22 protein-coding genes are annotated in these 21,590 nt (G+C 67.4%); 1 reads left to right on the top strand and 21 read right to left on the bottom strand.

Features of this window, described 5'->3' with window-relative positions:
* From DDE23_RS20130 to DDE23_RS20065, 14 genes are all read right to left on the bottom strand, one after another.
* Nucleotides 1-1,144, bottom strand: a 1,144-nt coding sequence (locus tag DDE23_RS20130) for an FAD-dependent oxidoreductase (RefSeq protein ID WP_116548256.1), incomplete at its 3' end; no start/stop codon positions are given.
* Nucleotide 1,145: 1 nt separating this feature from the next.
* Nucleotides 1,146-2,636: an aldehyde dehydrogenase gene (locus tag DDE23_RS20125; protein ID WP_107754112.1), complete on the bottom strand. Its 1,491-nt coding sequence runs from the start codon at nt 2,634-2,636 to the stop codon at nt 1,146-1,148.
* Complete coding sequence (locus DDE23_RS20120; protein ID WP_107754110.1) at nt 2,633-3,424, bottom strand: aspartate dehydrogenase; 792 nt, start codon at nt 3,422-3,424, stop codon at nt 2,633-2,635. The genes DDE23_RS20125 and DDE23_RS20120 overlap by 4 nt, the downstream gene beginning before the upstream one ends.
* A gap of 4 nt (nt 3,425-3,428) precedes the next feature.
* On the bottom strand, nt 3,429-5,102 hold the full coding sequence (locus DDE23_RS20115; RefSeq protein ID WP_107754108.1) for a thiamine pyrophosphate-binding protein: 1,674 nt from the start codon (nt 5,100-5,102) through the stop codon (nt 3,429-3,431).
* Between the two features lie 10 nt (nt 5,103-5,112).
* Nucleotides 5,113-5,901 carry an SDR family oxidoreductase gene (locus tag DDE23_RS20110; RefSeq protein WP_107754107.1) on the bottom strand — a complete coding sequence of 263 codons (789 nt, stop codon included), beginning with the start codon at nt 5,899-5,901 and terminating at the stop codon, nt 5,113-5,115.
* A 1-nt stretch (nt 5,902) separates the two neighbouring features.
* Complete coding sequence (locus tag DDE23_RS20105; RefSeq protein WP_107754105.1) at nt 5,903-6,817, bottom strand: VOC family protein; 915 nt, start codon at nt 6,815-6,817, stop codon at nt 5,903-5,905.
* A complete protein-coding gene (locus DDE23_RS20100; protein ID WP_107754103.1) occupies nt 6,814-7,623 on the bottom strand; it encodes an alpha/beta fold hydrolase in 810 nt (269 codons plus the stop codon). Before DDE23_RS20100 ends, DDE23_RS20105 begins: the two co-directional genes overlap by 4 nt.
* Nucleotides 7,620-8,357, bottom strand: coding sequence for an SDR family oxidoreductase (locus DDE23_RS20095; protein WP_107754295.1), 738 nt, complete (start codon nt 8,355-8,357; stop codon nt 7,620-7,622). Before DDE23_RS20095 ends, DDE23_RS20100 begins: the two co-directional genes overlap by 4 nt.
* Nucleotides 8,357-9,391: an aromatic ring-hydroxylating oxygenase subunit alpha gene (locus DDE23_RS20090; RefSeq protein ID WP_107754101.1), complete on the bottom strand. Its 1,035-nt coding sequence runs from the start codon at nt 9,389-9,391 to the stop codon at nt 8,357-8,359. Before DDE23_RS20090 ends, DDE23_RS20095 begins: the two co-directional genes overlap by 1 nt.
* 68 nt (nt 9,392-9,459) lie before the next feature.
* On the bottom strand, nt 9,460-10,032 hold the full coding sequence (locus tag DDE23_RS20085; RefSeq protein WP_107754099.1) for a cupin domain-containing protein: 573 nt from the start codon (nt 10,030-10,032) through the stop codon (nt 9,460-9,462).
* A 64-nt stretch (nt 10,033-10,096) separates the two neighbouring features.
* Nucleotides 10,097-10,864, bottom strand: coding sequence for an ABC transporter permease (locus DDE23_RS20080; RefSeq protein ID WP_107754098.1), 768 nt, complete (start codon nt 10,862-10,864; stop codon nt 10,097-10,099).
* A 93-nt stretch (nt 10,865-10,957) separates the two neighbouring features.
* A complete protein-coding gene (locus DDE23_RS20075; RefSeq protein ID WP_107754096.1) occupies nt 10,958-11,935 on the bottom strand; it encodes an ABC transporter substrate-binding protein in 978 nt (325 codons plus the stop codon).
* A gap of 34 nt (nt 11,936-11,969) precedes the next feature.
* Entirely contained in the window at nt 11,970-12,740 is a 771-nt protein-coding gene (locus tag DDE23_RS20070; protein WP_107754094.1) for an ABC transporter ATP-binding protein, read from the bottom strand.
* Nucleotides 12,730-13,032 (bottom strand): hypothetical protein, encoded by a 303-nt coding sequence (locus tag DDE23_RS20065; protein WP_107754092.1) that lies wholly within the window; start codon nt 13,030-13,032, stop codon nt 12,730-12,732. Before DDE23_RS20065 ends, DDE23_RS20070 begins: the two co-directional genes overlap by 11 nt.
* A gap of 244 nt (nt 13,033-13,276) precedes the next feature.
* On the opposite strand from DDE23_RS20065, the gene DDE23_RS20060 reads away from it, so the two are divergent.
* Complete coding sequence (locus DDE23_RS20060; RefSeq protein ID WP_202863297.1) at nt 13,277-14,071, top strand: IclR family transcriptional regulator; 795 nt, start codon at nt 13,277-13,279, stop codon at nt 14,069-14,071.
* A gap of 28 nt (nt 14,072-14,099) precedes the next feature.
* On the opposite strand, the gene DDE23_RS20055 is transcribed toward DDE23_RS20060, so the two are convergent.
* The 7 genes from DDE23_RS20055 to DDE23_RS20025 all read right to left on the bottom strand — a co-directional run bounded on the left by DDE23_RS20055 (nt 14,100) and on the right by DDE23_RS20025 (nt 21,568).
* Nucleotides 14,100-15,221 (bottom strand): FAD-dependent monooxygenase, encoded by a 1,122-nt coding sequence (locus DDE23_RS20055; RefSeq protein ID WP_107754088.1) that lies wholly within the window; start codon nt 15,219-15,221, stop codon nt 14,100-14,102.
* 222 nt (nt 15,222-15,443) lie between these two features.
* Entirely contained in the window at nt 15,444-16,886 is a 1,443-nt protein-coding gene (gene iaaH, locus DDE23_RS20050; RefSeq protein ID WP_107754086.1) for an indoleacetamide hydrolase, read from the bottom strand.
* Nucleotides 16,886-17,890 carry a branched-chain amino acid ABC transporter permease gene (locus DDE23_RS20045; RefSeq protein ID WP_107754084.1) on the bottom strand — a complete coding sequence of 335 codons (1,005 nt, stop codon included), beginning with the start codon at nt 17,888-17,890 and terminating at the stop codon, nt 16,886-16,888. The genes iaaH and DDE23_RS20045 overlap by 1 nt, the downstream gene beginning before the upstream one ends.
* Complete coding sequence (locus DDE23_RS20040; protein ID WP_107754082.1) at nt 17,887-18,765, bottom strand: branched-chain amino acid ABC transporter permease; 879 nt, start codon at nt 18,763-18,765, stop codon at nt 17,887-17,889. Before DDE23_RS20040 ends, DDE23_RS20045 begins: the two co-directional genes overlap by 4 nt.
* Nucleotides 18,766-18,768: 3 nt before the next feature.
* Nucleotides 18,769-19,482: an ABC transporter ATP-binding protein gene (locus tag DDE23_RS20035; protein WP_107754080.1), complete on the bottom strand. Its 714-nt coding sequence runs from the start codon at nt 19,480-19,482 to the stop codon at nt 18,769-18,771.
* The gene (locus DDE23_RS20030; RefSeq protein WP_107754077.1) at nt 19,472-20,284 is read right to left on the bottom strand and encodes an ABC transporter ATP-binding protein; all 813 of its coding nucleotides are present in this window, start codon (nt 20,282-20,284) and stop codon (nt 19,472-19,474) included. Before DDE23_RS20030 ends, DDE23_RS20035 begins: the two co-directional genes overlap by 11 nt.
* A gap of 3 nt (nt 20,285-20,287) precedes the next feature.
* Nucleotides 20,288-21,568 carry an ABC transporter substrate-binding protein gene (locus DDE23_RS20025; RefSeq protein ID WP_107754075.1) on the bottom strand — a complete coding sequence of 427 codons (1,281 nt, stop codon included), beginning with the start codon at nt 21,566-21,568 and terminating at the stop codon, nt 20,288-20,290.
* Between the last annotated feature and the right edge of the window lie 22 nt (nt 21,569-21,590).

The following is a 21,590-nucleotide window of genomic DNA, read 5'->3' as shown; positions in this document are numbered from 1 at the left end:
CTGTCGTTGGGATCTTCCGGCGGACGCGCCCCTCCGGGCAATCCGCACGCTCGGCGGCGTCGATGCGCTGCCAATGGTCGTAGTGCACGGCCCCGGGGACAAGGGCCAGCACGCCGTCGCGTCCCGCTTTGCCGGGTGCCACGTCGGCGAGGTCGGCGGCGATGCGGGCCGCGACATTCTGCGCATCGGCGCGGTTTTCCGGGATCGTGCCACGGGGGCCGCGTTTCAGCCAGCCAGTGGCGTAGAGGCCCGGGGCGATGGCGCCTTCGGCATCGGCGGCGGGCCTCTCGCCCTCGAACCCGATGGCGGTCAGAACGGTGTCGCAGGGCAGCACCAGCCGCGCATCGCCTTGCCGGAAGCGGGCGGCGGTAACGCGGTCCGTGCCCTCGATTACCTCGGGCGTCCAGCCAAAGTGGAAATGGATTTCGCGCGTGGCGTCTTGGGGATCGTGGCCCTCAAGATGCTGAAGCGCCTCGACAATCTTACCCTCGCCGCTCAGGCCGTGGACATGGATCGCTGCCTGTTCAAGCCGCCCGAGTTCGCGGATCATCACCGGGTCGAACTTGGCCTGATCCGAGGGCGAGCGGCCCACCACGTCGATCCGCCGCACATCGCTGCATTGCCGGGCGGCGGTCTCCGACAGGTCCGAGCCGTGGAATTCCCCCGCGCCCTTGGCCAGCAGCCGCACCAGATCGGCCGCGACATTGCCGTTGCCGACGATCACCACCTGTTCGCCAATCGCAACCGGCGCCGTATCGGGGTAATCGTTGAAGGCCCGCGTCACCGCGCCCGAGCCCAGCACGCCCGGCAGATCGTCGCCCTTCACCCCCAGCCGCCGGTCGACCGAGAGCCCCGTGGCCAGCACCACCGCGTCATAGAGGCCCTGCAACGCCTCCAGCGTCACCGTTTCCCCCAGCCGGACATGGCCGAAAAAGCCCACGCCCTGCCGTTCGAACAGCCGCTCGAACTGGCGGATCACCGCCTTGGTGCCCTGATGGTCCGGCGCCACGCCATAGCGGATCAGGCCGTAGGGCACGGGCAGCGCGTCGATCAGGTCGATCCGCGCCCCGGGCATCAGCTTGGCCAATGCCTGCGCGGTGAAACAACCCGAGGGACCGGCGCCGATGATCGCGATCTGGTGCATGTCAGGCCTCCTGCAAACGCGCCCAGGGATGCGGGCGTCCGGTCAGATCGACATAGAGCGACTTCTGCGCCTGATAGGCACGGATGCCCTCGCGGCCCTTCTCGCGGCCGGTCCCGGCATCCTTCTCGCCGCCGAAGGGGGTGGAGATGGAGAATTGCTTGTAAGTGTTGATCCAGACGGTGCCGGTGGTGATGGCGCGGCCGATCCGGTAAGCCCTTGGAAAGTCACGGGTCCAGATTCCGCAGGCGAGGCCGTAATCGTTGTCGTTGCCCAGGGCGATGACCTCTTCCTCGCTATCGAAAGGCATGACCACCAGCACCGGGCCGAAGACCTCTTCGCGGCAGATGCGGTCGGTATTCTTCACGCCCGACAGGATCGTCGGCAGGTAATAGGCGCCGTGATCGTAGATCCCGCCCTCGGGCGCACGGCCACCGCAGAGCACCGTCGCGCCATCGGCCACCGCGCGCGAGACATGCTCGGCGACGGCGGCGCGGTGGTCGGGATGCACCAGCGGCGCGACCTGCGTTTCCGGGTCCATCGGGTCACCGACGACGAGCGCCTTCGTCGCAGCGACCAGACGGGGGACAAACTGGTCGTAGATCGCGCGTTCGACGAACAGCCGAGACCCCGCGATGCAGCTTTGCCCCGAGGACGAGAACATGCCGAACAGGATGCCCGCGATGGCGAGCTCCGGGTCGGTATCCTTGAAGACGATGGTGGGCGACTTGCCGCCCAGCTCCAGCGAGACGGGCATCAGCTTTTCCGCCGCCTGTTTCGCCAGCGTCCGCCCGGTCGAAGTGCCGCCAGTAAAGCTGACGCGCTTAATCGCGGGGTGTTCGACCAGCAAATTGCCGATCTCGCGCCCCGCACCGGGCAGGACGCTGAAAAGGCCCTTGGGCAGGCCCGCCTCCTCGACAATCCGCGCCAGTTCCAGGGACACCAGCGGCGACCAGCTGGCCGGTTTCAACAGCACCGCGTTACCGGCGGCCAAGGCCGGCGCGACCTTCTGCGCGTCGGAGGCGATGGGCGAGTTCCACGGTGTGATCGCGGCGACCAATCCGAGGGGCTCATGCACCGACATCGTCAGATAATCGCCGCGCGGGGTGGTCAGGGCGTCGTCCAGCGTTTCCAGCGCGGCGGCGAAGTAGCGAAAGGTCGCGGCGGCGGAAGCCACCAGCGCACCCGTCTCGCGCAGGGTCTTGCCGGTGTCGCGGGTCTGGGTGAAGGCGATGCGGGCGGCATTGGCCTCGATCCCGTCGGCGATCCGGGCGAGATACCGCGCGCGCTCATGCGGTTTCAGCCCGCGCCACGCCGGATCGGCCTGCGCCGCCAGCGCGCGGGCAATGGCACGCTCGCCATCCGCCCGGCTCGCGCCCTTCAGCACGCGGTTGACCGAGCCATCGGCGGGATAGATCGAGGTGATCTCGGCGCCGGTGCCCGGCTCCCATTCGCCGCCGATGAACAGGCGTCCGTCCGGCAAGTCATGGGTCATATCGCCACCTCGTTCCTGCGGTTCATCACCTCGCGGGCCACGGAATAGACCGTGGCGAGCGAGGTTTTGGGGTTGTCGGGCGAGGGCTTGCCCTCGATCCGCATGGTGTAATCGGCAGCGCCCGAGGTGACCCGGTATTCGTGGATGTTCCGGGTGACGGTCGGGTCCGCGACCATCTCGACGCGCGTCGCCTCGAACCCCAGCCCTGCCAAGGCCAGCGTCGCCGCGACATTGGCGTTCCTGGGATAGGCGAGCGCGGCCTCGCGGGCGTTGCCGGTGAAGAAGGTCGCGGGTTCGGTCAGCGCGGGCAGGTCCAAGAGCCCCTCGGCCAGCGTGCCCTTCCACGCGAGCGGGGGCTTGCGCGAGACATAGGTGACGGCCTCGATGCCCGAGGGGCGGAGCGAGGCCAGCAGATCGACCCCGCCGATGGCCCCGGCGGGCAGGACCACACGGGAGCCGCCCTTGCGCGCGGCCCCGGTGACGGCGCTGTGCAGGTTCGCATCGGCCAGCGCGCCGATGGAGACGACGACGCATTCGATCCCTGCCTCCAGCGCCGGGACCACCGCCTCGGCCAGTGCCGAATGGCCGGCGCATTCGACGATGAGGTCGGGCGCGGCGGCGATCAGCGCCCCGGCCTCGGTCACCACCTCGGCGCCGGAGGCGCGTGCGACCCCGGCCTGCGAGGGCCGCACCAGCAGGGTCACGCGGTCGGGCGCCCGGCCCGCGCGGGCCAGCACGCCCAGCAGCGCGCGGGTGATGTTGCCATAGCCGATCACGCCCAGATGCATGGCGTCAGACCTTGTTGCCGGCGGCACCGGCGGGCGGGCCCGAGAAGGTCTCGCCGAAGGGGCCGATGGCGATCATGTCGACCTCGATCAGGCGGGGGCCCTCGGCGGCCAGTGCCTCGTCCAGCGTGGCGCCGAAGGCCTCGACGCTGTCGATCTTCACATGCGGCAGACCGATCGAGGCGCAATGCGCCGCGAAATCAGGCGTCTGCAGCGCGGAATAATGATAGCGGCTGTCGTATTGCGCGGTCTGGATGTTCTTGATGACGCCATACGCCTGATCGTTCATCAGCACATAGACGAGCGGCGCGCGTTCCTGCACGGCGGTGATCATCTCGGCGATGCCCAACTGCGTGCCGCCATCGCCGATCAGCGTGATCGCCTTCGGGCCGTCCGAGGCCAAGGCGGCGCCCACCCCCATCGCCACGCCCTGACCAATGCCGCCCCCCAGCGCATGAACGCCGTGGCGAGGGTCGGCGAAGGTGACGTAGCGGTTGCCGAAGGTCGAGTTCGAGATCGTCACGTCGCGCACCCAGGGGTGGCGTCCCTTCGTCACCCTCTCGACCAGCGCGTCGGCCAGCACCTGATAGGGGCCCATCTGCGCCCGCAGCCGCCCCTCGGCGGTCGCCCGCGCGGTGGCCACGTCAAAGGCCAGTTGCGGGTCCACGTCCAGCTTCTCGGGCAGCAGCGTCAGCAGGCGGCGCAGCGTGTCGGCGGCATCGCCATGGACGAACAGCTCCACCGCATAATTGCGGCCGCCCTGCGAGGGTTCGGCGTCGATCTGGGCCAGCGGCCGGGGCAGGCGCATGGCGTTGTTCAGCGTCTCGTTGCCGCGCAGGCGCGAGCCGACCACCAGCATGAAATCGCAGCTGGCATAGAGCGCCTGCGCTTCGGGCACCATGTTGTAGGCGCCGAGGTTGGCGGGGTTGTCCTCGGACACCACGGCGCGGCCGTTGGTCGAGGTGACGACCGCGACGCCGCGTTTCACCAGTTCGGCCGCCTCGGCCTGCGCGCCGCGCGCGCCGCCGCCCAGCCAGAGCATCGGCCGCTTCGCCTCGCGCAGCATCTCGGCCAGCGCCTCGATGGCGCGGTCCGAGGCGCGGGGGCTCTGCGCCTCGGGCGGGATGATGCGGGTCGGAACCACGGTGGTCGAGCGCTGTACGTCGACCGGGATTTCCAGCGCGACGGGGCCCGAGGGGGCGCTGATCGCGGCCGAGACGGCGGCGGTCAGGGTGCCGATGGCGCTCTCGGCCGACCAGAGGCGGAAATAGGCCTTGGAAATGCCTTTCAGCATCTCGGGCTGGCGCGGCACGTCATGGATCGGCGCGCGGTCGCGGTCGGCAAAGCCGAGGTCCACGGTCGAGGTGATGTGCAAAAGCGGCGTGCCTGCGGTCAGCGCCTCGACCTGCGCACCGGCGGCATTGCCGGCGGCGGTCCCGGTCGAGGTCAGCACGACCCCCATCTGCCCGGACACGCGGGCCCAGGCATCGGCCATGTTCATCGCCCCGGCCTCGCCCCTTGCGGGGACGAAGCGGATGCGGCCCTGGCGCGCGACGGCGTCGAGGATCGGCATGTTGTGGATCGAGATCACGCCGAAGATCGTCGTGACACCGATGTCGGCCAGATAGCGGGCGATGAATTCGCCGACGGTCTCGGATTGGGCGATGGGATCGTGTTTCATGGCGGGCACCTCAGATATGCCGGGACAGGCCGCCCGAAACGTCGAGCTGGGCACCGGTGATGTAGCTGGCGGCCCGTGAGCCGAGGAAAGCGATGGCGGCGGCGGCTTCCGAAGCGTCGCCCAGGCGACCCAGCGGAATGCCCTTGTCGCGGGCGAGATTGGCGTACCAGGTCTCGCGGCTGACCGACTGGTCGGGACGTTCGGCAAAGCGGCGGCTCCACTGGCCCGAGCCGATCAGCCCCAGCAGCACGGAATTGACCCGCACTGCGGGTGCCAGCTCGATGCTGAGCGATTTCAGCAGGTTCTGCACCCCGGCCCGGGCCGAGGCGGTGCAGACCATGTGCTTTTCCGGCTGGTAGGCCAGCAGCGAGTTGACCGCGACGATGGCGCCTTTCGAGGCCACCAGCATCGGCTGGAAGGCGCGGATCGGGTGGATCTGGCTGAAGAGCTTCAGCTCGTATTCCGCCCGCCAGTCGTCGTCCGTTGTGTTGGCGAAGGTGCTGACCCGGCCCTGACCCGCGTTGTTCACCAACAGATCGACCTTGCCGAAACGCGCCTGAACCTCGGCCGCGAAGGCGTTGACGGCCCCGGGCTCCAGCACCGAAAACGCCTTCCACAGCAGCCGCTCGGCGCCGAAATCGCGGGCCAGCACGGCGGCCACATCGTTCAGGCGGCTCTCGCCCCGCGCGCAGAAGGCGACCGAGGCGCCCTGTTCCAGCAGCAGCCGCACCGTGGCGAGGCCGATGCCCGAGGAGCCGCCGGTCACGACCGCGACCTGCTTGTCATAGGGAAGGCTCATCTCACTTCTCCCTCAGCTCGGGGAAACCCGGATCGGGGCGGCCCTGCATCACCGCGCGTTGGGCGGCGGTGGGCGCTCCGGCGGTCATCCACTGGTCCATCTTCTCGGGCACGTCGCGCGGCCAGACCTGCGCTTGGTGGGTCTCCTCGTCGATCTGCTGCACCTCGGCGGTGAACTCGATCACGAAGCCCGAGGGCGAGACGTAATAGGCAAACGGGTTGTCGCCCGGCCCGTGCCGCCCCGGCCCCCAGGTCGGCACCACGCCCACCTGTTTCATCCGCCCGATGGAGCGCATGAATTCGTTGATCGAGGGCAGCTCGAAGGCGACGTGATTGACGGAGGGGTAATGCCCCCGCACCAGCGCGATGGAATGGTGATCGGACGCGCAGCGCAGGAACACCATCTGGTCGGCGGAATAGTCCGAGACGCGGAAACCCAGCGTCCGGCAATACCAATCGGCGACGCCGTCCATGTCGCCCGAGTTCAGCACCACATGGCTGACCTTGCGCGGCTTGGCGAAGGCCTCGACCGGCGCGTGCGTCAGGGCGTCGGCGCGAAAGCGCAGGCGGCGGTTGTCGGGGTCCAGGACCTCGAACCCGTAGCCGCCGGCGAAATCCTCGAAGTCGGCGGGGGCGCTCAGGACTGCCTCTCCCTGCCTGACCAGCCATTGATGCAGTGCGTCGGTGGCGGCGCGGTCGGGCATGGCGAAATGGATGTATTCGATGCCGTAGGTGTCGCTGTCCTTCAGGCCGTAGATGAAGGGCTCGGCCCCGGTGCCGCGCAGATAGACTTCGCCGTCACCTTCATGGGCAAGGCTCAGTCCCCAGTTGTCGATGTAGAATTTCTTGGTGGCGGCAATGCCCGGAGCGCGCATCACGAGGCCGCGCAGACTGCCGACGCGGACGGGATCGGTCATGGGGTAACTCCTTTGGCGGCGTGGTCGAGGATGGCTTTGGCGAGAGCGGCGGGCGCCTGCTGATGCAGGGCATGGCCCGCGCCGGGAATGAGGGTCAGCGCGCCGCGATGGGCGGCGGGGAGGGCGGCATGGGCCGCTTGCGATTGGGCGGGGGGCGTGACGACATCCTCGGCCCCGACGATCACGGCGGTCGGCACGGTCAGCGCGGCGCAATCGGCGCTGAGGTTGCCCGAAGCGAGCATCCTGACCGCCTGCGCGTAGCCGGGCAGTTTGATCTTCGCCATGCCCTCGGTGACCTTGGCCACCAGATCCGGGTTTGCCTCGGGCTGGAACACCAGCCGGGGCGCGCGGGTGCGGGCAAATTCCGAGGCGCCGAGGCGCCGGAGGTCGTCAAGCCGGGCGGCCTGATTCTCGGGCAGGTGACCCGGGGCCGCGCCGCCACCCTGCGCGCAGGAGGCGAGGGTCAGGGTCAGGGCGCGTGCGGGGTGGGCCTTGGCGAAGGCCGCGCCGATCAGGGTGCCCAGCGAATGGCCGAGCAGATGGACCCGCTCCACGCCGCGCGCATCAAGAAACGCCGTCAGCGCAACCGCGTAGTCGGGAGCGGTCGGCCAGTCGATGGGCAGGGCTTCGGTCGGGCCATAGCCCGGCGCCTCCCACGCCAGAACACGCCAGCCGGGCAGGGCGGCGGCGAGCGGGTCGAAGGCCCGCGCTTCGGAGCCGATGCCGTGCAGCGCGACCAGCACCGGGCCATCCCCGGCGTGTTCGCGCCAGCCGAACCCGGCGGCGATATGGTCCTGCGCGCTCATGTGACGAAGACGTAGCCGTTGTTCACCGGCAGGGTCTGGCCGGTGAGGGTGAGCGCGGCGTCCGACAGCAGGAACGCGACGGTACCGGTGACTTCCTCGGCCGATTGGGGGCCGGGAACCGCGCGGCCATCGCCATAAAGCGCGTGGCGGGCGGCGGGGACGTATTCGGTGCTCTCGGTGGTCAGGATCCCGGGCGCGATGCAGGTGACGCCGACGCGGTCCGGCCCCATCTCCCGCGCCAGCGAGCGCGTCATCGCCATCACCGCCCCCTTCGATGCCGTATAGGCCAGAAGCCGCGGCGCGCCCCAGATCGCGGTGTCGGAAGCCACGTTGACCACGCGGCCTGAGCCCGAGGCGCGCAGCATCGCCGAGCAGGCCCGGGTCATCAGCCAAGTGCCGCGGACGTTGACGCGGTGGACACGGTCCCAGAGGTCGATCTCGATATCCTCGAACGCCATGCCGCCGACATTGGTGGCGACGGCGCCGTTGTTGCACAACCCGTGCAATTCGCCCTCATGGGCGGCGATATCCTCGGCCAGCGCATTGATGCTGGCGGGATCGCCCAGATCGACCGTCACCGCCCGCGCGCCCAATTCGGACGCCGCGGCCTGCACCCCGGCGCTGTCGATATCGGCCAGCACCAGCCGCGCGCCCTGTTCGGCGCAGGCCCCGGCGATGGCGCGACCGAGGCCGCGCGCCGCGCCGGTGACAAGGATCGTGCGTCCGGTCAGCATCACTCGGCCGCCACGGCCAGTTCGGCCTCGATCTGTTCCTTCGCGGCCCGGGTCAGGATCTGGCGGATCCGCGACACGCCGAGGTCATGCTGATACAGCATCTCGCGCTTGCGGGCGTCGTCGGGCATGCCTTCCAGCATCACGCGGTCCTGTTCCAGCACGTTCCAGTGCCGTTCCTCCAGCTGCGCGCGGTAGAGGAAGCGCCACGAGTCTCGGGCGATCCCTTCGACCTTGCGCAGGCGCCAGAAGAAGACCTTGCAGGTGGTCTCATCCACCGGCGTGGTGAAGCCGACGATCCGCATATTGCCCCCGGGCCCGGCCGCGGGCGGATAGGGGATGTCGAGGAAACAGTACATGTTGCCGGGGAAGACGGCGAATTCGGCCCAGTCGAAATTGTCGCCGACCTGGCCCACGCGGGTGACGTGGAAGCCGTTGTCGGTCTTGTCCAGCTTCATCAGATCCTGCTTCGAGCCATAGGCCAGCGTGAAGCTTTCCGAATGCAGGTAGCAGCCATGCATCGGGTCGGCGAGGTTGTCGAGCGCGTAGCGGTAGTTCGTCTCCCAGACCGAGGTGCAGAGGAAGCCGGTCCAGTCATCGCCCACCAGTTCCGGCGGCATCACCAATTCGGGCGGCTCGGGCTGGGTGAGCGAGGGGATATAGACGAAGACGGCATCCGAATGCTCGGTGACGTGGAAATTCTTCAGCGCCTTGCGCCCCTCCATCGCGCATTCGGGCATGGCGGGGACACGGACCACGACACCCTCGCCGTTGACGATCACGCCATGATAGCGGCAGCCGATATTGCCCTCGTGGATCTCGCCATAGCTCAGCGGCGCGCCGCGATGCGGGCAGAAATCCTCGACGCAGTTGATCGACCCGTCACCCTTGCGCCACAGGACCAGCTTCTGGCCCAGAAGCTTCACGCCATGCGGCTTCGTGGTCTTGACCTCGACGGATTTGGCGACCGGATACCATTGGCCCAGCAGGCCGGTGTTCACGCGGTCCTCGATCAGGGCTTTCTTGTCGATGCTCATGGCGGGCTCCTGCGATGGGGCAGCTAGGGGAGGGGAGGCGGGGTGGAACCCCGCCCTGCCTGTCAGTCTCAGCCAGCGGCCTTGGCGCCCTTGGCGGGACGCGGGATCTTGGCGACCGGGTGCTCAGGCGGATAGGTGGGCGTTACCGGCTTCGGGTTGCCGATCAGCACGCACATCAGTGCCTCTTCGATGCCCTCGTTGCGCAGGCCGCGATAGACGCCGGGCGGGCAGGAGATCAGGTCGCGCTCGGTCAGCACCGTCTCGACCATCTCGCCCTTGTGCTCGATGAAGAAGCGGATCTTGTGGCCCTTGAGGATGAAGAAGATCTCCTCGGCGTCGCGGTGGATGTGCAGCGGGCCTTCGCAGCCAGCGGGCAGCACCATGGTCGAGAAAGTGAAATTCTCGGCCGGGACGACGTTTTCATCCGCATCCACCCCGGTCGCGCCGGTGCCGACATAGCGCATCTGCGCGCGGCGATAGATCGGGTCGTAATCGGCCTGGAACTTCAGCGCGTCCCAATCCAGCGTGCGGGTGGCATAGGTGGCGGTGCGGCTGGTGATCCAGCTTTCCAGCGTCATGCCCTCGGGGATGACCACGTCATCGGGTTCGATCGAGGGGAATTTCTTCGGAGCGGTGCTCATGGAGGTCTCCAGTTCTGCGGTGGGTAAGCGGCGGGCTGAGGGGCTGGCCGCAAGGATGGGGGGGTCAGTGCTCTTTCTTGGGCAGGTAATGCAGCAGCCGCTCTTCCGCCCAGACGAGGACCGAGTAGAGCAGGATGCCGATCACCGTCAGCAGCACGATGGCGTTGAAGACCATCGCCGCATTGGCCTGCCCGCCGCCGTAGCTGATAAGGAAGCCAAGCCCGGTATTGCCGCCGACCAGCTCGCCCACCGTCACGCCGATCACGGCCAGCGTCGAGGCGATGCGCAGCCCGGCCATCAGGTTTGGCAGGGTCGAGGGGAATTCGACCTTCTTGAAGATCTGCCAGCGGGTCATCGAATAGGCGCGGGCGAGGTTCACCATGTCGCGGTCGACGGTCTTCATCGCGGCCAGCACATTGACCAGCACCGGGAAGAAAACGATCAGCACGGTGACCAGCAGCTTCGGCGTGGCGTTATAGCCGAACCACATGATGAAGAGCGGCGCGAAGGCGACTTTCGGCGCGATCTGCAACGCGAGGATATAGGGCGAGAGCACGCGCTCCCAGAATTCCGACAGGCCCAGCAGGTAGCCGATGGCGGCACCGAGGGCCGAGCCGATGGCAAAGCCCAAGAGCGTGTACCACGCGGTCGACAGCGTGTTGGCGACCAGATCCTCGCGGCGATACATGCGGCCGAGTTCGGACAGCATGTCGGTGACGGTGGGAATGATGAATTTCGGCACGCCGAGGGCGGGCGGCAGGAATTGCCAGACCAGCAGCACAAGGGCCAGGATCGTCAGCGCGACGAGCTTTTGCGTGGTGGCTTGCGACATGGGGGCCTCGGCTGGCTGGGTGTTGGGGCAAGTCTCTCCCCGCCGCCGCCCGACGGGGCGACGTTTGCAGGGCGGGGAGAGGGGGAGGAGCGCTTACTCGGTGACGAAATCGTTGGTGTAGACGTCAGAGATCGGCACGGCGGTCGCGATGATCTCGTTCGCCATGTAGAAGTCCTGGATCTCCTGCAGCTGCGCCTCGTCGAAGGCGCCGAGCGGACGACCCTCGGCCGGGGCATAGACGCTGTCGACATAGAAGCGCATGATGCGTTCGATCTGTTCGACATTCTCGGCATGGCGGTCGACGATCTGGACATAATCCGCCGCCGCCTGATGCGGGTCGGCGATGATGTCCTCGATGGCGCGGATCGTGGCCTGCACGAAGCCGCGCACGGCTTCCGGGTTCTCGGCGATCATCGCGTCCGAGGCCAGAATGGCCTGCGCCTGCGCCGGAAAGACGTCACGCGCCGGGATCACCGTCAGCGGCACGCCCGCGTCCTCGACCGCGACGATCCATTCCGGCACGCCCGACATGACCGAGACCGAACCGGCGATCATGTTCTGGATCAGGCCACCCGAGCCGAGGCCCTGGATATCGGCATCCGAGCGGCTCATGCCATTCGCGGCCAGCACGGCGAGCAGGTTGTAATAGGCGGTGTCCTGAAAGCCGATCACGCCGATCGACTGGCCGCCGAAATCGGCCGGGCCGGTGATGCCGCTGTCATCGCGCCAGGCGATATGGGTCAGGCCCTGGCCGCCCAGCACCGCGACGCCCTGGATCGGCAGGCCATTGGCGCGCACGATCATCGAGGTATCGCCCATGCCGCCGCCGAGATCGGCATTGCCCACGGCCACCTGAGCGGCCACGTCGGCGCCGCCCTGACCGATGCGGAAGGTCACGTCGAGACCGGCTTCCTCATAGTACCCCTTGCCGAGTGCCAGCTGGAACGGCGCGAAGGCGGGCAGGAAGTCGGGGGCCGGGAAGAGATAGGTCAGCGCGGTCTGGGCCGAAGCGGCGGCACCCGAAACCGCCATCGCGGCGGCGAGGCCGAAGCCGAGGAAGGAATGCTTCATGGGTCGTTCTCCTGTTGGGTCTTGTCGTTGTCGGTCAGGCGGCGCGCCGGTCGAGCTTCAGCAGGGTGAAGATCTCGTTGGCGTAGTCGTGGATCTCGGTCATCTGGCGGCGGGCCAGCGGATGCTCGCGGTTGGGCAGGCCGATCTCGATTTCGCGCTGGACGGTGCCGGGGCGCTCGGACAGGACCAGCACGCGGTCGGACATGATTACCGATTCCGCCAGATCGTGGGTAATCAGCAGCGTGGTGATCCCCGCCTCCTTGATCGTCTCGGCAAAGCTGTCCTGGATCAGCAGCTTGGTCTGCGCGTCGAGCGCCGAGAAGGGTTCGTCCAGCAGGATGATATCGGGGTCGATGGCCAGCGTCCGGGCCAGCGCCGCGCGCTGCCGCATCCCGCCGGACAGCTGATAGGGGTAATGGTTCTCGAAGCCCTTGAGGTGGCAGCGCTCCAGTTCGGCCATGGCGCGGTCGCGGCGTTCGCTCTTCGACACGCCCCGCGATTCCAGCCCGAATTCGACGTTCTTGACGATGGTGCGCCAAGGCAGCAGCAGGTCCTTTTGCAGCATGAAGCCGACATGCGGATTGGGCTTGGTCACCACCTCGCCCGAGACGCGCACGATGCCGCTGGTCGGCTGATAGAGGCCCGCAGTCATCGACAGGATCGTCGATTTGCCGCAGCCCGAGGGCCCGACGACCGAGACGAATTCGCCCTTCTCGACCTTGAAGTTGATGTCGCTGACGGCGGTCAGTTCCTGCCCCGACGGCAGGGCGAAGGTCTTGGTGACGTGGTCGAATTCAAGCGCCATAGCCGTTTTCCGCATAGGCCGCGTCCAGATCGGCGTTGATCGCCTTCAGTTCGGATTCCAGCAGCGCCAGATCCCAGTCCGTCCGGCCCGAGACCGGCGCGGCCAGGCCCTTGGCCTTGAGCGCGGCGGCGACGGCGGCGAAATCATGTTCGCGCGTCCCCATGACCTCCATCAGCGCTGCGGCAAGCGCCTGCTCGGGCCCGGACAGAGGGCGGCCCAGCGATTGATGCGCCAGCGCGGGGCGCGAGGTGTCGCGGGCGCGTTGCGAGAGTCGATCCTTGAAAGCGTCCATCGGCGTCTCCTGTGGCTGGCTCTGGCTTCGCGGGACCGTCTGATCTTTGGCCTTGCAAAACCGTTCATATTAGAACATGATGTTCATTATTGGCGCAGGCAAAGATTCGGTCAAGAAGAATCTTGAAGAAAACGGGATGTGTCGCCGATACGCCGTTGCTTTGGGCATCAGGCCTGAAGAGGTGGCGCGCGATTGCGGCACGGGCTTGCCGGACGTAAGGACAGGAAAACGGGAGGGAATTCAGGTGAGCGACGAGACCGAATCCGAGGGAACCAGCTATTCCGTCCCGCCCGTGCACCGAGCCTTCCGCCTGCTGCGCCATATCGCCGGGGGCGCGCGATGCTCGAACGCCAGCGCCACGGCGCGCGAACTGGGCATCAACCGCACCACGCTGATCCGCCTTCTGCACACGCTGGAGGCCGAGCGCATGATCGAGACGCAGGATGAGGGCCTCAGCTGGCAGCTGGGCCCCGGCATGATCGCGCTGGCCGCCGATGCGCTGAAGTCGCGCGATGTGGTGCGCGTTGCGCAGCCGGTGATGGCGCGGCTGGTGACCCAGCTGGGCCTGTCCGCGCATATGGGCATCCTCGAGGGGACGGAGATCATCTACCTGCTGCGCGAGACGCCGAATTCGCATCTGGTGAGCAATGTCCGCGAGGGCTCGCGCCTGCCCGCCCATGCCACGACCATCGGTCGCATCCTTCTGGGCGCCTTGCCCGCGGGAGAGCTGGAACGGCGCTATGGCGGATCGGACCTGTCGACCTTCACCGACAAGACGGCGACGTCGCTCGACGCCTTGGCCGCACAGATCGCCGCCGATACGACGCGGGGCGTGGCCTGGAGTTCGGGCAATTTCGAGCGCGGCATCGGCTCGTGCGCGGCGGCGATCTTTGACCACCAAGGCCGCGCGGTGGCGGGGCTCAACGTGACCGGGCCGGAAAGCCAGTTCCAGCCCGACACGCCCCTCGCCGCGCAGATCGAGGCCGCGATCCGCAAAGCCGCCGCCGAGGTCTCGGCGGCGCTGGGATATTCGGGCTGACCGGGCTGACCGCGGGGGGGCCGAGGTCTCAGACCTCGGCCGACCACGCCTGATAGCCATAGACCCAATCGGCATTGCCCTGGGTCTTCAGCCATTCATTGGCCAGCGAGGAACGCTGGATCTCGGACGTGCGGGGAATGCGCGCCGCCTCATAGCGGGTCAGCGCCTCGGGCGCGGTTTCCGGCGTGGCGCCTTCCAGCGCGCGGGCCAGCACCACCGCATCCTCGATCGCCATGCAGGCGCCCTGCGCCATGAAGGGGACCATCGGATGCGCAGCATCGCCCAGAAGGCTGATCCGACCCATCGACCAATGCGCCATCGGTTCGCGCACATGCAGGGCCGAGCGGGGCACCGTCTCGCAGGCATCCAGCAGGGCGCGGGCGTGCGGGTGGAAGTCGGCGTAATGGCCGCGCAATTCGGTGATGTCGCCGGGCAGCGTCCAGCCTTCCTCGGCCCAGCCCTCCTGCTTGTGGGTGGCGAAGACGAAGACTTCCTCGCCCCGGGTCAGCGGGAAGGTGACGATCTGCCGGTCGGCGGTCGGTCCCCACCATTTGGTAAAGGCGTCGAGATCGGGCAGATCGCCGCCCTTCTCGCGCGGGAAGACGGCCCGCCAGGACACCAGGCCGGTGAATTGCGGATGATCGGGCCCGAAGACCGCCTCGCGCACCGGTGAATGGATGCCGTCGGCGCCGATCACCACATCGGCGCGGATCACCTCGCCATCCGACAGCCCGGCCCAGGCGCCGTCCTCATCCTGACCGACGGTCTTGACGGTGGCGCCGAAACGCAGCACGCCCTCGGGCAGCAGGGCCTCCAGCGCGGCCAGCAGGTCGGCGCGGTGGACGGTCAGCTGCGGGGCGCCGTAGCGGGCCTCGGCGGCCTCGGACATCGGCAGGCGCGAGGTTTCCTCACCGCTGTCCCAGGTGCGGCTGATGCGATGGGTCGGGCGCGCGGCGTTCCGGCGCAGATCCTCGCTGGCGCCCAGCCGGTCCAGGGCATGCACCGCATTCGGGGTCAGGTTGATATCCGCGCCGACCCGCCCGAATTGTCGGGCCTGTTCGTAGACGGTGACCTTGTGACCCATGCTGCGCAGGGCGATAGCGGCACAAAGCCCGCCCACACCCCCGCCACAGATCGCGATATCCAGCATCGGCCTTCTCCCATTTGTGCAATAATGAACGATTTATTCAATTATGGGCAAATGCCGGGCCTCGGTCAAGCCTGATGTCCCGGCGGGGCCGGGGCCGCCCGCAAGCGGTCAGGAAGCGAGATGCGCTCAAGCGGTCCGCGGCTCATCCCGGCCGAGGGTCAATGGGGTGGCCGCGCGGAGGCGGGCGGCAGGGCGCCTGCCGCGACCGCGCCGGTTCCGACGTCAGCGGCTCAGGGCGCCAGGGTGCCTGACGTCGGCGAGGATCAACTCGATCGTCATGCCAAGGCTCAGCAGATCGCGATCCGAACCCACTTGCCCGTCAAGTTCCAGGCCGACCGGCAAGCCATCGCGGGTAAATCCGACCGGCAGGCTCAGACCGGGCAATCCGGCGTTTGCCCCGGGATCCGTGTTGCGGATGAGTGTCTCGAAAACCGCGTGATCGCGGCCATTGACGCTTACCCGGCCGAAGGCATCGGCAGGCTGGGCCTGAGGTGCGGGAACGGGGACAGTGGGAAAGATCAGCGCCGCGAGGCCCTGTTCCCGGAAGGCTGCCGCATAGATCCGGCACAAGGCGGGGCGATGCGTCTCCATCGCCGGGCGGTAGCTGCCTGCGGTGCTTTCTGACATGACCACCCCGAAAGCCGCGCGCACATCGGGGTTGGCGATCTGGTCGACGATCGCGGAAAGCGTGATATCGGCCCGCCCATGCGCCGCAAGCCAGGCGGGAATATCCTCGCGTGGCTCATTCAGGACCACCGGGGCCGAGACCTGCCGCCAGGCCTCGCGAAGGCCGGGCAGGCTGACCGGAACCAGCTCGGCCCCTGCCCGGGTCAGGCTTTCGCAGGCCGCCCGGCAAAGACGCGCGACCTCGTCGTCGATATCGACCCAGAAGCACGCGGGCAGGCCAAGGCGCATTCCTTTCAGGGGGGCGGCGGTGACGGGGTCCGCTCCGGTTACGACGGCGTCGAGCAGGGCCAGATCCGCGACCGAGGCCGCCATCGGTCCGACGGTATCGTTGGTATGGCTGATGGGCAGCACCCCGGCTGTGGGGTATCTGCGCCCGGCTCCCCCGGTGCCGACCGATGGCCGCAAACCGGCAATGCCGCAAAGCGCCGCCGGGATCCGGATCGAACCGGAGGTATCGGTGCCCAGCCCGGCCCCGACGATCCCCGCCGCAATCGCGGCGGCCGTCCCGCCGGACGAGCCACCCGTGATCCGGCCCGGATCATGCGGATTCCGTGTCATCGGGATCGGCGCGAAATTCGTATTCGTGACGCCGAAGGCCAGTTCGTGCAGATTGGTCTTTCCCAGCACAATCGCCCCGGCATCCAGCAGGCGCTGTGCGACGGGTCCGGTCTGCCTCGCGCGCATCTGCGCCAGAGCGGGCGTCGCCCCTGACGTGATCCAGCCCGCGATATCGACGTTGTCTTTCACGGCGACCGGCAGTCCGGCCAGTGCCGGCACGGTCGTGCCGCGTCCTCGGGCCAGATCGACCGAACGGGCCTGCTCGAGCGCCTTTTCCGGTTCCAGGCACAGGAACGCGTTGAGATGACCCAGGTCTTCAGCCCTTCGGATCGCCCGGGACATCAGGGCTTCGGCACTCGTCTCGCCGCTGCGCAACTGGCGCAGCTGCTCCGTCATGGTCACCAGCGTCGGTCCGGACATCACGTCGCTCCTTCGGTGTCGGCCGGTTTTGCAAACCGCCGGGCCATGTCCTGGAAAAGCCCTGTCAGGCCCCGGGGCATCAGCACGACACAGGCAACCAGCAGCAAGCCCATGCCGATGTCGCGGAAATCGCCGAGCTCGCGCATGGCTTCATCCGCCAGCATCAGCACGGCCGCCCCGATTACCGGCCCCCAGACCGTGCCGATCCCGCCGATCACGATCATCGAGAGCAGGAAGAGCAGATGCTGGAAGGAAAACACCACCGGGCCGACCACGCCAGTATTGACCGCATAGAAGGCGCCCGAGAGACCGGTGAAAAAGGCCGACAGCCCGAAGATCCACAGCTGATAGCGGAAGCGGTCGACACCCCGGGCCGCGGCATAGACAGGGTTGTCGCGCAGGGCCCGGAAGGCCAGTCCCATCGGGCTATGGATGATCGCGATCGAGAACAGGATCGCGGCGGTCAGCAGCAAGAGCCCGACATAGTAATTGCCGATGTAGAAGCCCGCGCCAAGCCAGTCGCGGAAACCCAGATCGCCGAAGCGCGAGAAGCCGCGAACCCCGCCCATCAGCGGCATGCATCCGGACGGCGGGTTGGTGAAGCAATCGGTGTCATTCACGATGAGCACATAGAGAACCTGCGACACGCAGATCGTCAGCAGGGCGACATAGGGCCCGTAGAGCCTGAGGCAGGCGATGCCCAGGACCAGGCTTGCCGCCACCGCCGCCACCGCGCCCGCCGGCATCGCCAGCAGCATCGAGGTGCCGAGGTAATAGCCCAGCATCGCCGTCACATAGGCGCCGATGGCAAAGATCGCGACCTGGGCCAGCGAGAAGATCCCGCCGATCCCGAAGACCAGATTCCACTGCACCACCACGGTGGCCCAGATGAAGAAAAAGGTGGTCTGGGTGACCGAATAGCGCATGTCCGAGATCATGGGCCAGAACAGGGCGGCACAGGCGAACAGGCCGCAGAGAAGAAGATCACGACGCATGGCAGTCATAGACGAACTCCCTGATGGCGCCCGAACACGCCCTGAGGCTTCCAGATCAGCACCACAATGACGAGAAGAAGCAGCGAGGCGAAGCTGAAGCGCACCCCGACGGTATATTGGACCACCGCCTCGAAGAGGCCGATGAACAGGGCGGCAACCACGCTGCCCGGCACACGGCCAAGCCCGGCGACGACGCAGATGATGAAGGCTTTCAGCATCGGATCGCCCCCCATGTTCGGCAGCAGGCTGGACAGCGACGAGACCGTGATCCCGGACACCGCCGCGAGCCCGCCCGAGATCGCCAGCACCAGCGCGTAGACCATGCCGACCCGCACGCCCATCAGCCTTGCGGCATCCCGGTTCTGCGCCGTTGCCCGGATCGCCCTGCCGATACGGCTCTTTTGCAAGAGCAGCGCCAGCGCCGCCATGAGGACCATGGCCAGCGCCAGGATCAGCAGGTTCTGGACGGGCAGATGCACCTGTGCAACGGAAAGCCCGCCCTGCACCGCCAGCGGCTGCGGCTTCGGCTGTGGCCCGAAAGCCATCAGGATCACGCTTTCCAGCATCGCACCGAAGCCGATGGTCGCGATGAAGACACGGGTCTCGAACCCTTCCGAACGCAGCATGGGCCCGGCGATGAGCAGATAGATCAGGACGCCCACACCGGCGCAGACCAGCACCGCGACCAGCATTCCCGCAACCGGCGGCAGGCCGAGGCCGGTCATGGTGAACCAGGCCATGTATCCGCCAAGCGCCATAAGCGCGCCATGGCTCATGTTGAGCATGTTCATCGCGCCGAAGACCAGCGCCAGCCCGACGGTGGAAATCGCATAGACCGCGCCCAGCGTCAGGCCCGAGGCGAGGATCTGGAAGAAGACATCCATCGCTCACACCCCCAGATAGGTTTCAAGAAGCTCGGGGCGGCCCGAAAGCTCTGCGCCGGTGCCGCTCCAGTTGAGGGTGCCATGGTCCAGCAGATGCACCTGATCGGCGATTGCGGCGGCCCGCATGGCGTTTTCCTCGACCAGCAGGATGCTGCGCCCGGCGCGGCGCAATCCGGCGATCACCTCATAGATCTGTTCGATCACGATCGGCGCCAGACCCAGCGATGGCTCGTCGAGCATCAGCACCCGGCCCGAGGCCATCAGCCCCCGCCCGATGCCGACCATCCGCCGCTCGCCCCCCGACAAGGTGCGCGCGATCTGGTTTTCGCGGTCCCGCAACTTGGGCAGGAGGGTGTAGACCTCCTCCAGCACGGTCTTTTCCTGCCGGGCGGCGGCAGGAAGAAAGGCCCCCATGCGCAGGTTTTCCAGCACCGTCATGTCGGGAAACAGCAAATCCCCCTGCGGCACGTGGACAATCCCGCGCGCGACGACGGCTTCGGCCGGAAGCCCGGATATCCGGTCTGCCCCCAGTCGGATTTCGCCCGTCCTGACTGCGATCAGACCCGAGATTGCCCGCAGCAGCGTGGTCTTGCCATGACCGTTCGGCCCGATGATCGCGGTGAGCCTGCCAGCCTGCGCCCGCAGCGTCAGATCGTGCAGAACGGACTGATGACCATAACCGGCCGCAAGATCCGAGATCACGAGGTCATCCGACATGGCGCACCTCCGCCCGGTCCGCGGCCATCCGCGCGACCTCTTTCCCCGCTCCGTGGCCGAGATAGACCTCGACCACATCGCGATCGCGGGAAAGGCCGCTTGCGTCGCCCTCATAGAGCTTTTTGCCGTGGTGCAGGATCATCACCCGGTTCGACAATTGCACCAGAAAGCGCATCACGTGTTCGATCAGCACGACCGTGACCCCGCCGGCTGCAACCTGCCTGACAACATCGGCCACCCGATCAATTTCCCGTTGCGTCAGCCCGCCCACGGGTTCGTCCAGCAACAGCAGTTTCGGCGACATCGCCAGCGCACCGGCGATCATCAGAAGCTTGCGGTCGATGACCGGCAGCGTGGCGGCCGGACGATCCGCGCTTGCTTCCAGCCCGACCCGGCCGAGCGCATCCTGCACCCGGTCGCCGACCTCCGAGGGCACGCGAAGGCCCGGCATCCGCCGCGGGGCCCGCCCGTAATAGGCCGCGACCAGCACATTCTCGCGCACGGTCAGGCTGTCGAATCCGGTATTCAGCTGAAAGACACGGGCAAGCCCGGCATGGCAGCGTCCGACCGGCGACAGCGTCGTGATATCGCGCCCTTCCAGCGCGATCGTCCCCGAGGTGACGCCCGTCTGTCCCGAGATCATTTCGAAGAGCGTGGTCTTTCCGGCGCCGTTCGGCCCGCCGATACCGAGGACCTCACCCGCGGCAAGCTCGAAGCTCAGGTCGTTGACAGCCGTCAGCGACCCGAACGCCTTCGTGACATTGCGGCAGGACAGGAGAGGGGTTTCCCTTGCCTGGGTCATCGGTCAGTCCGCGATCCAGGGCGGGGTGACGAAATCGGCCTTGGCATAGGGCCAGGGCGCGATCAGGACCGGCTCGGCCGTGTGGTCCTGGATCTGCAGAAACTGGTGCGGCATGCCGAGCGACGGGTCGTCGGTGCCGCCGGGATAGGACGCCGCAGCCTGCTCGCCGGCGATGAAGCGCGTCGTCCCGTTCGGGCCGCGGTGGATCATCGCCCGGATCCGGTCTGCGACCTTGCGGTTCTGCGCGTCCTCGCCCGGGCCGCCCGAGCCTCCGGCCAGGGCGGCCGCCGTCGCCCAGATCCAGGCCGCGTTATAGGATTGCACACCCGAATTATGGCCCGCGTCCTCGCCGAAGCGCGCCTTGTAGCGGGTCTCGAAATCGAGGCCGATCTCGTCCTGCAGCGCGCCGATGACCGTCGAGAACACCACACCGGCCGCTGCGGGCCCGGCGATGTCGCGGAACGATTTCACCGAGGGACCATATTGCATGTAGATCAGGCTGGGCGTCGGATTGGTCATGAACTGAACCATGAACTGCGCCAGATCGGCCGGGAAATAATGCGTCACCACGATCACGCCGGGGGGATCCTGGCGCAGTTTCGACAAAGTCGGACCCCATTCCGAGATCGGCACGTTGACGGTCTCGTAGAGACTGACCTCCCAGCCCAGCGTGGCGGCGCCTTCCCGGACCACATTGGCGATGTTCGAGGAATAGGTCCCCGCCGACAGAATGATCGCCAGTCGGCGATTGGCGGGGGTGAAAGCGCCGCCATCGGTCAGCGACGACAGGAATTTCAGCAGACCCGACCCATACCAGGTTTCCGAAGGGTCGGTCTGGAAGGATCCGAAATAGCGGTCCGGGTCCGAGCCGATCAGCACGCCATGCCCGCTGGACGTGTCGTTATGCAGGTAGATGATGCCGGCATCGGCAATCGCGTCCTGCACGGCCGAACCCGATCCGGTGTTGTAACCGTTGATTACGGCATGCACGCCGTAGCGGTCGATCAGCCGCTGCACCGCCTGCACATTGGTCGCGTCGCCCATCTGGCGGGTGTCGACGAAATGCGGCTCCAGCGGGCGGCCGAGGATGCCGCCGAGGGCATTGATCTCGTCACAGGCCATGATCAACCCGTTGCGGAACTCCACCCCGTCAGCGGCGGCGAAATCGGTCAGCGGCGCAGCCTGACCGACGGGGATCGGCTCGCCATTTGCCTCTGCCCGGGCGCCGTTTGCGCCGGACAGCACCGCCGACGCCCCGGCCAGCCAGGCCGACCCTTTGAGCATGCTTCTCCGATGGATGCGATGA

It is taken from the genome of Pararhodobacter aggregans (genome assembly GCF_003075525.1).
GTDB lineage: Bacteria > Pseudomonadota > Alphaproteobacteria > Rhodobacterales > Rhodobacteraceae > Pararhodobacter > Pararhodobacter aggregans.
The sequence above is the reverse complement of the archived record's forward strand: the minus strand, read 5'-3'. Positions and strand labels throughout refer to the sequence as shown.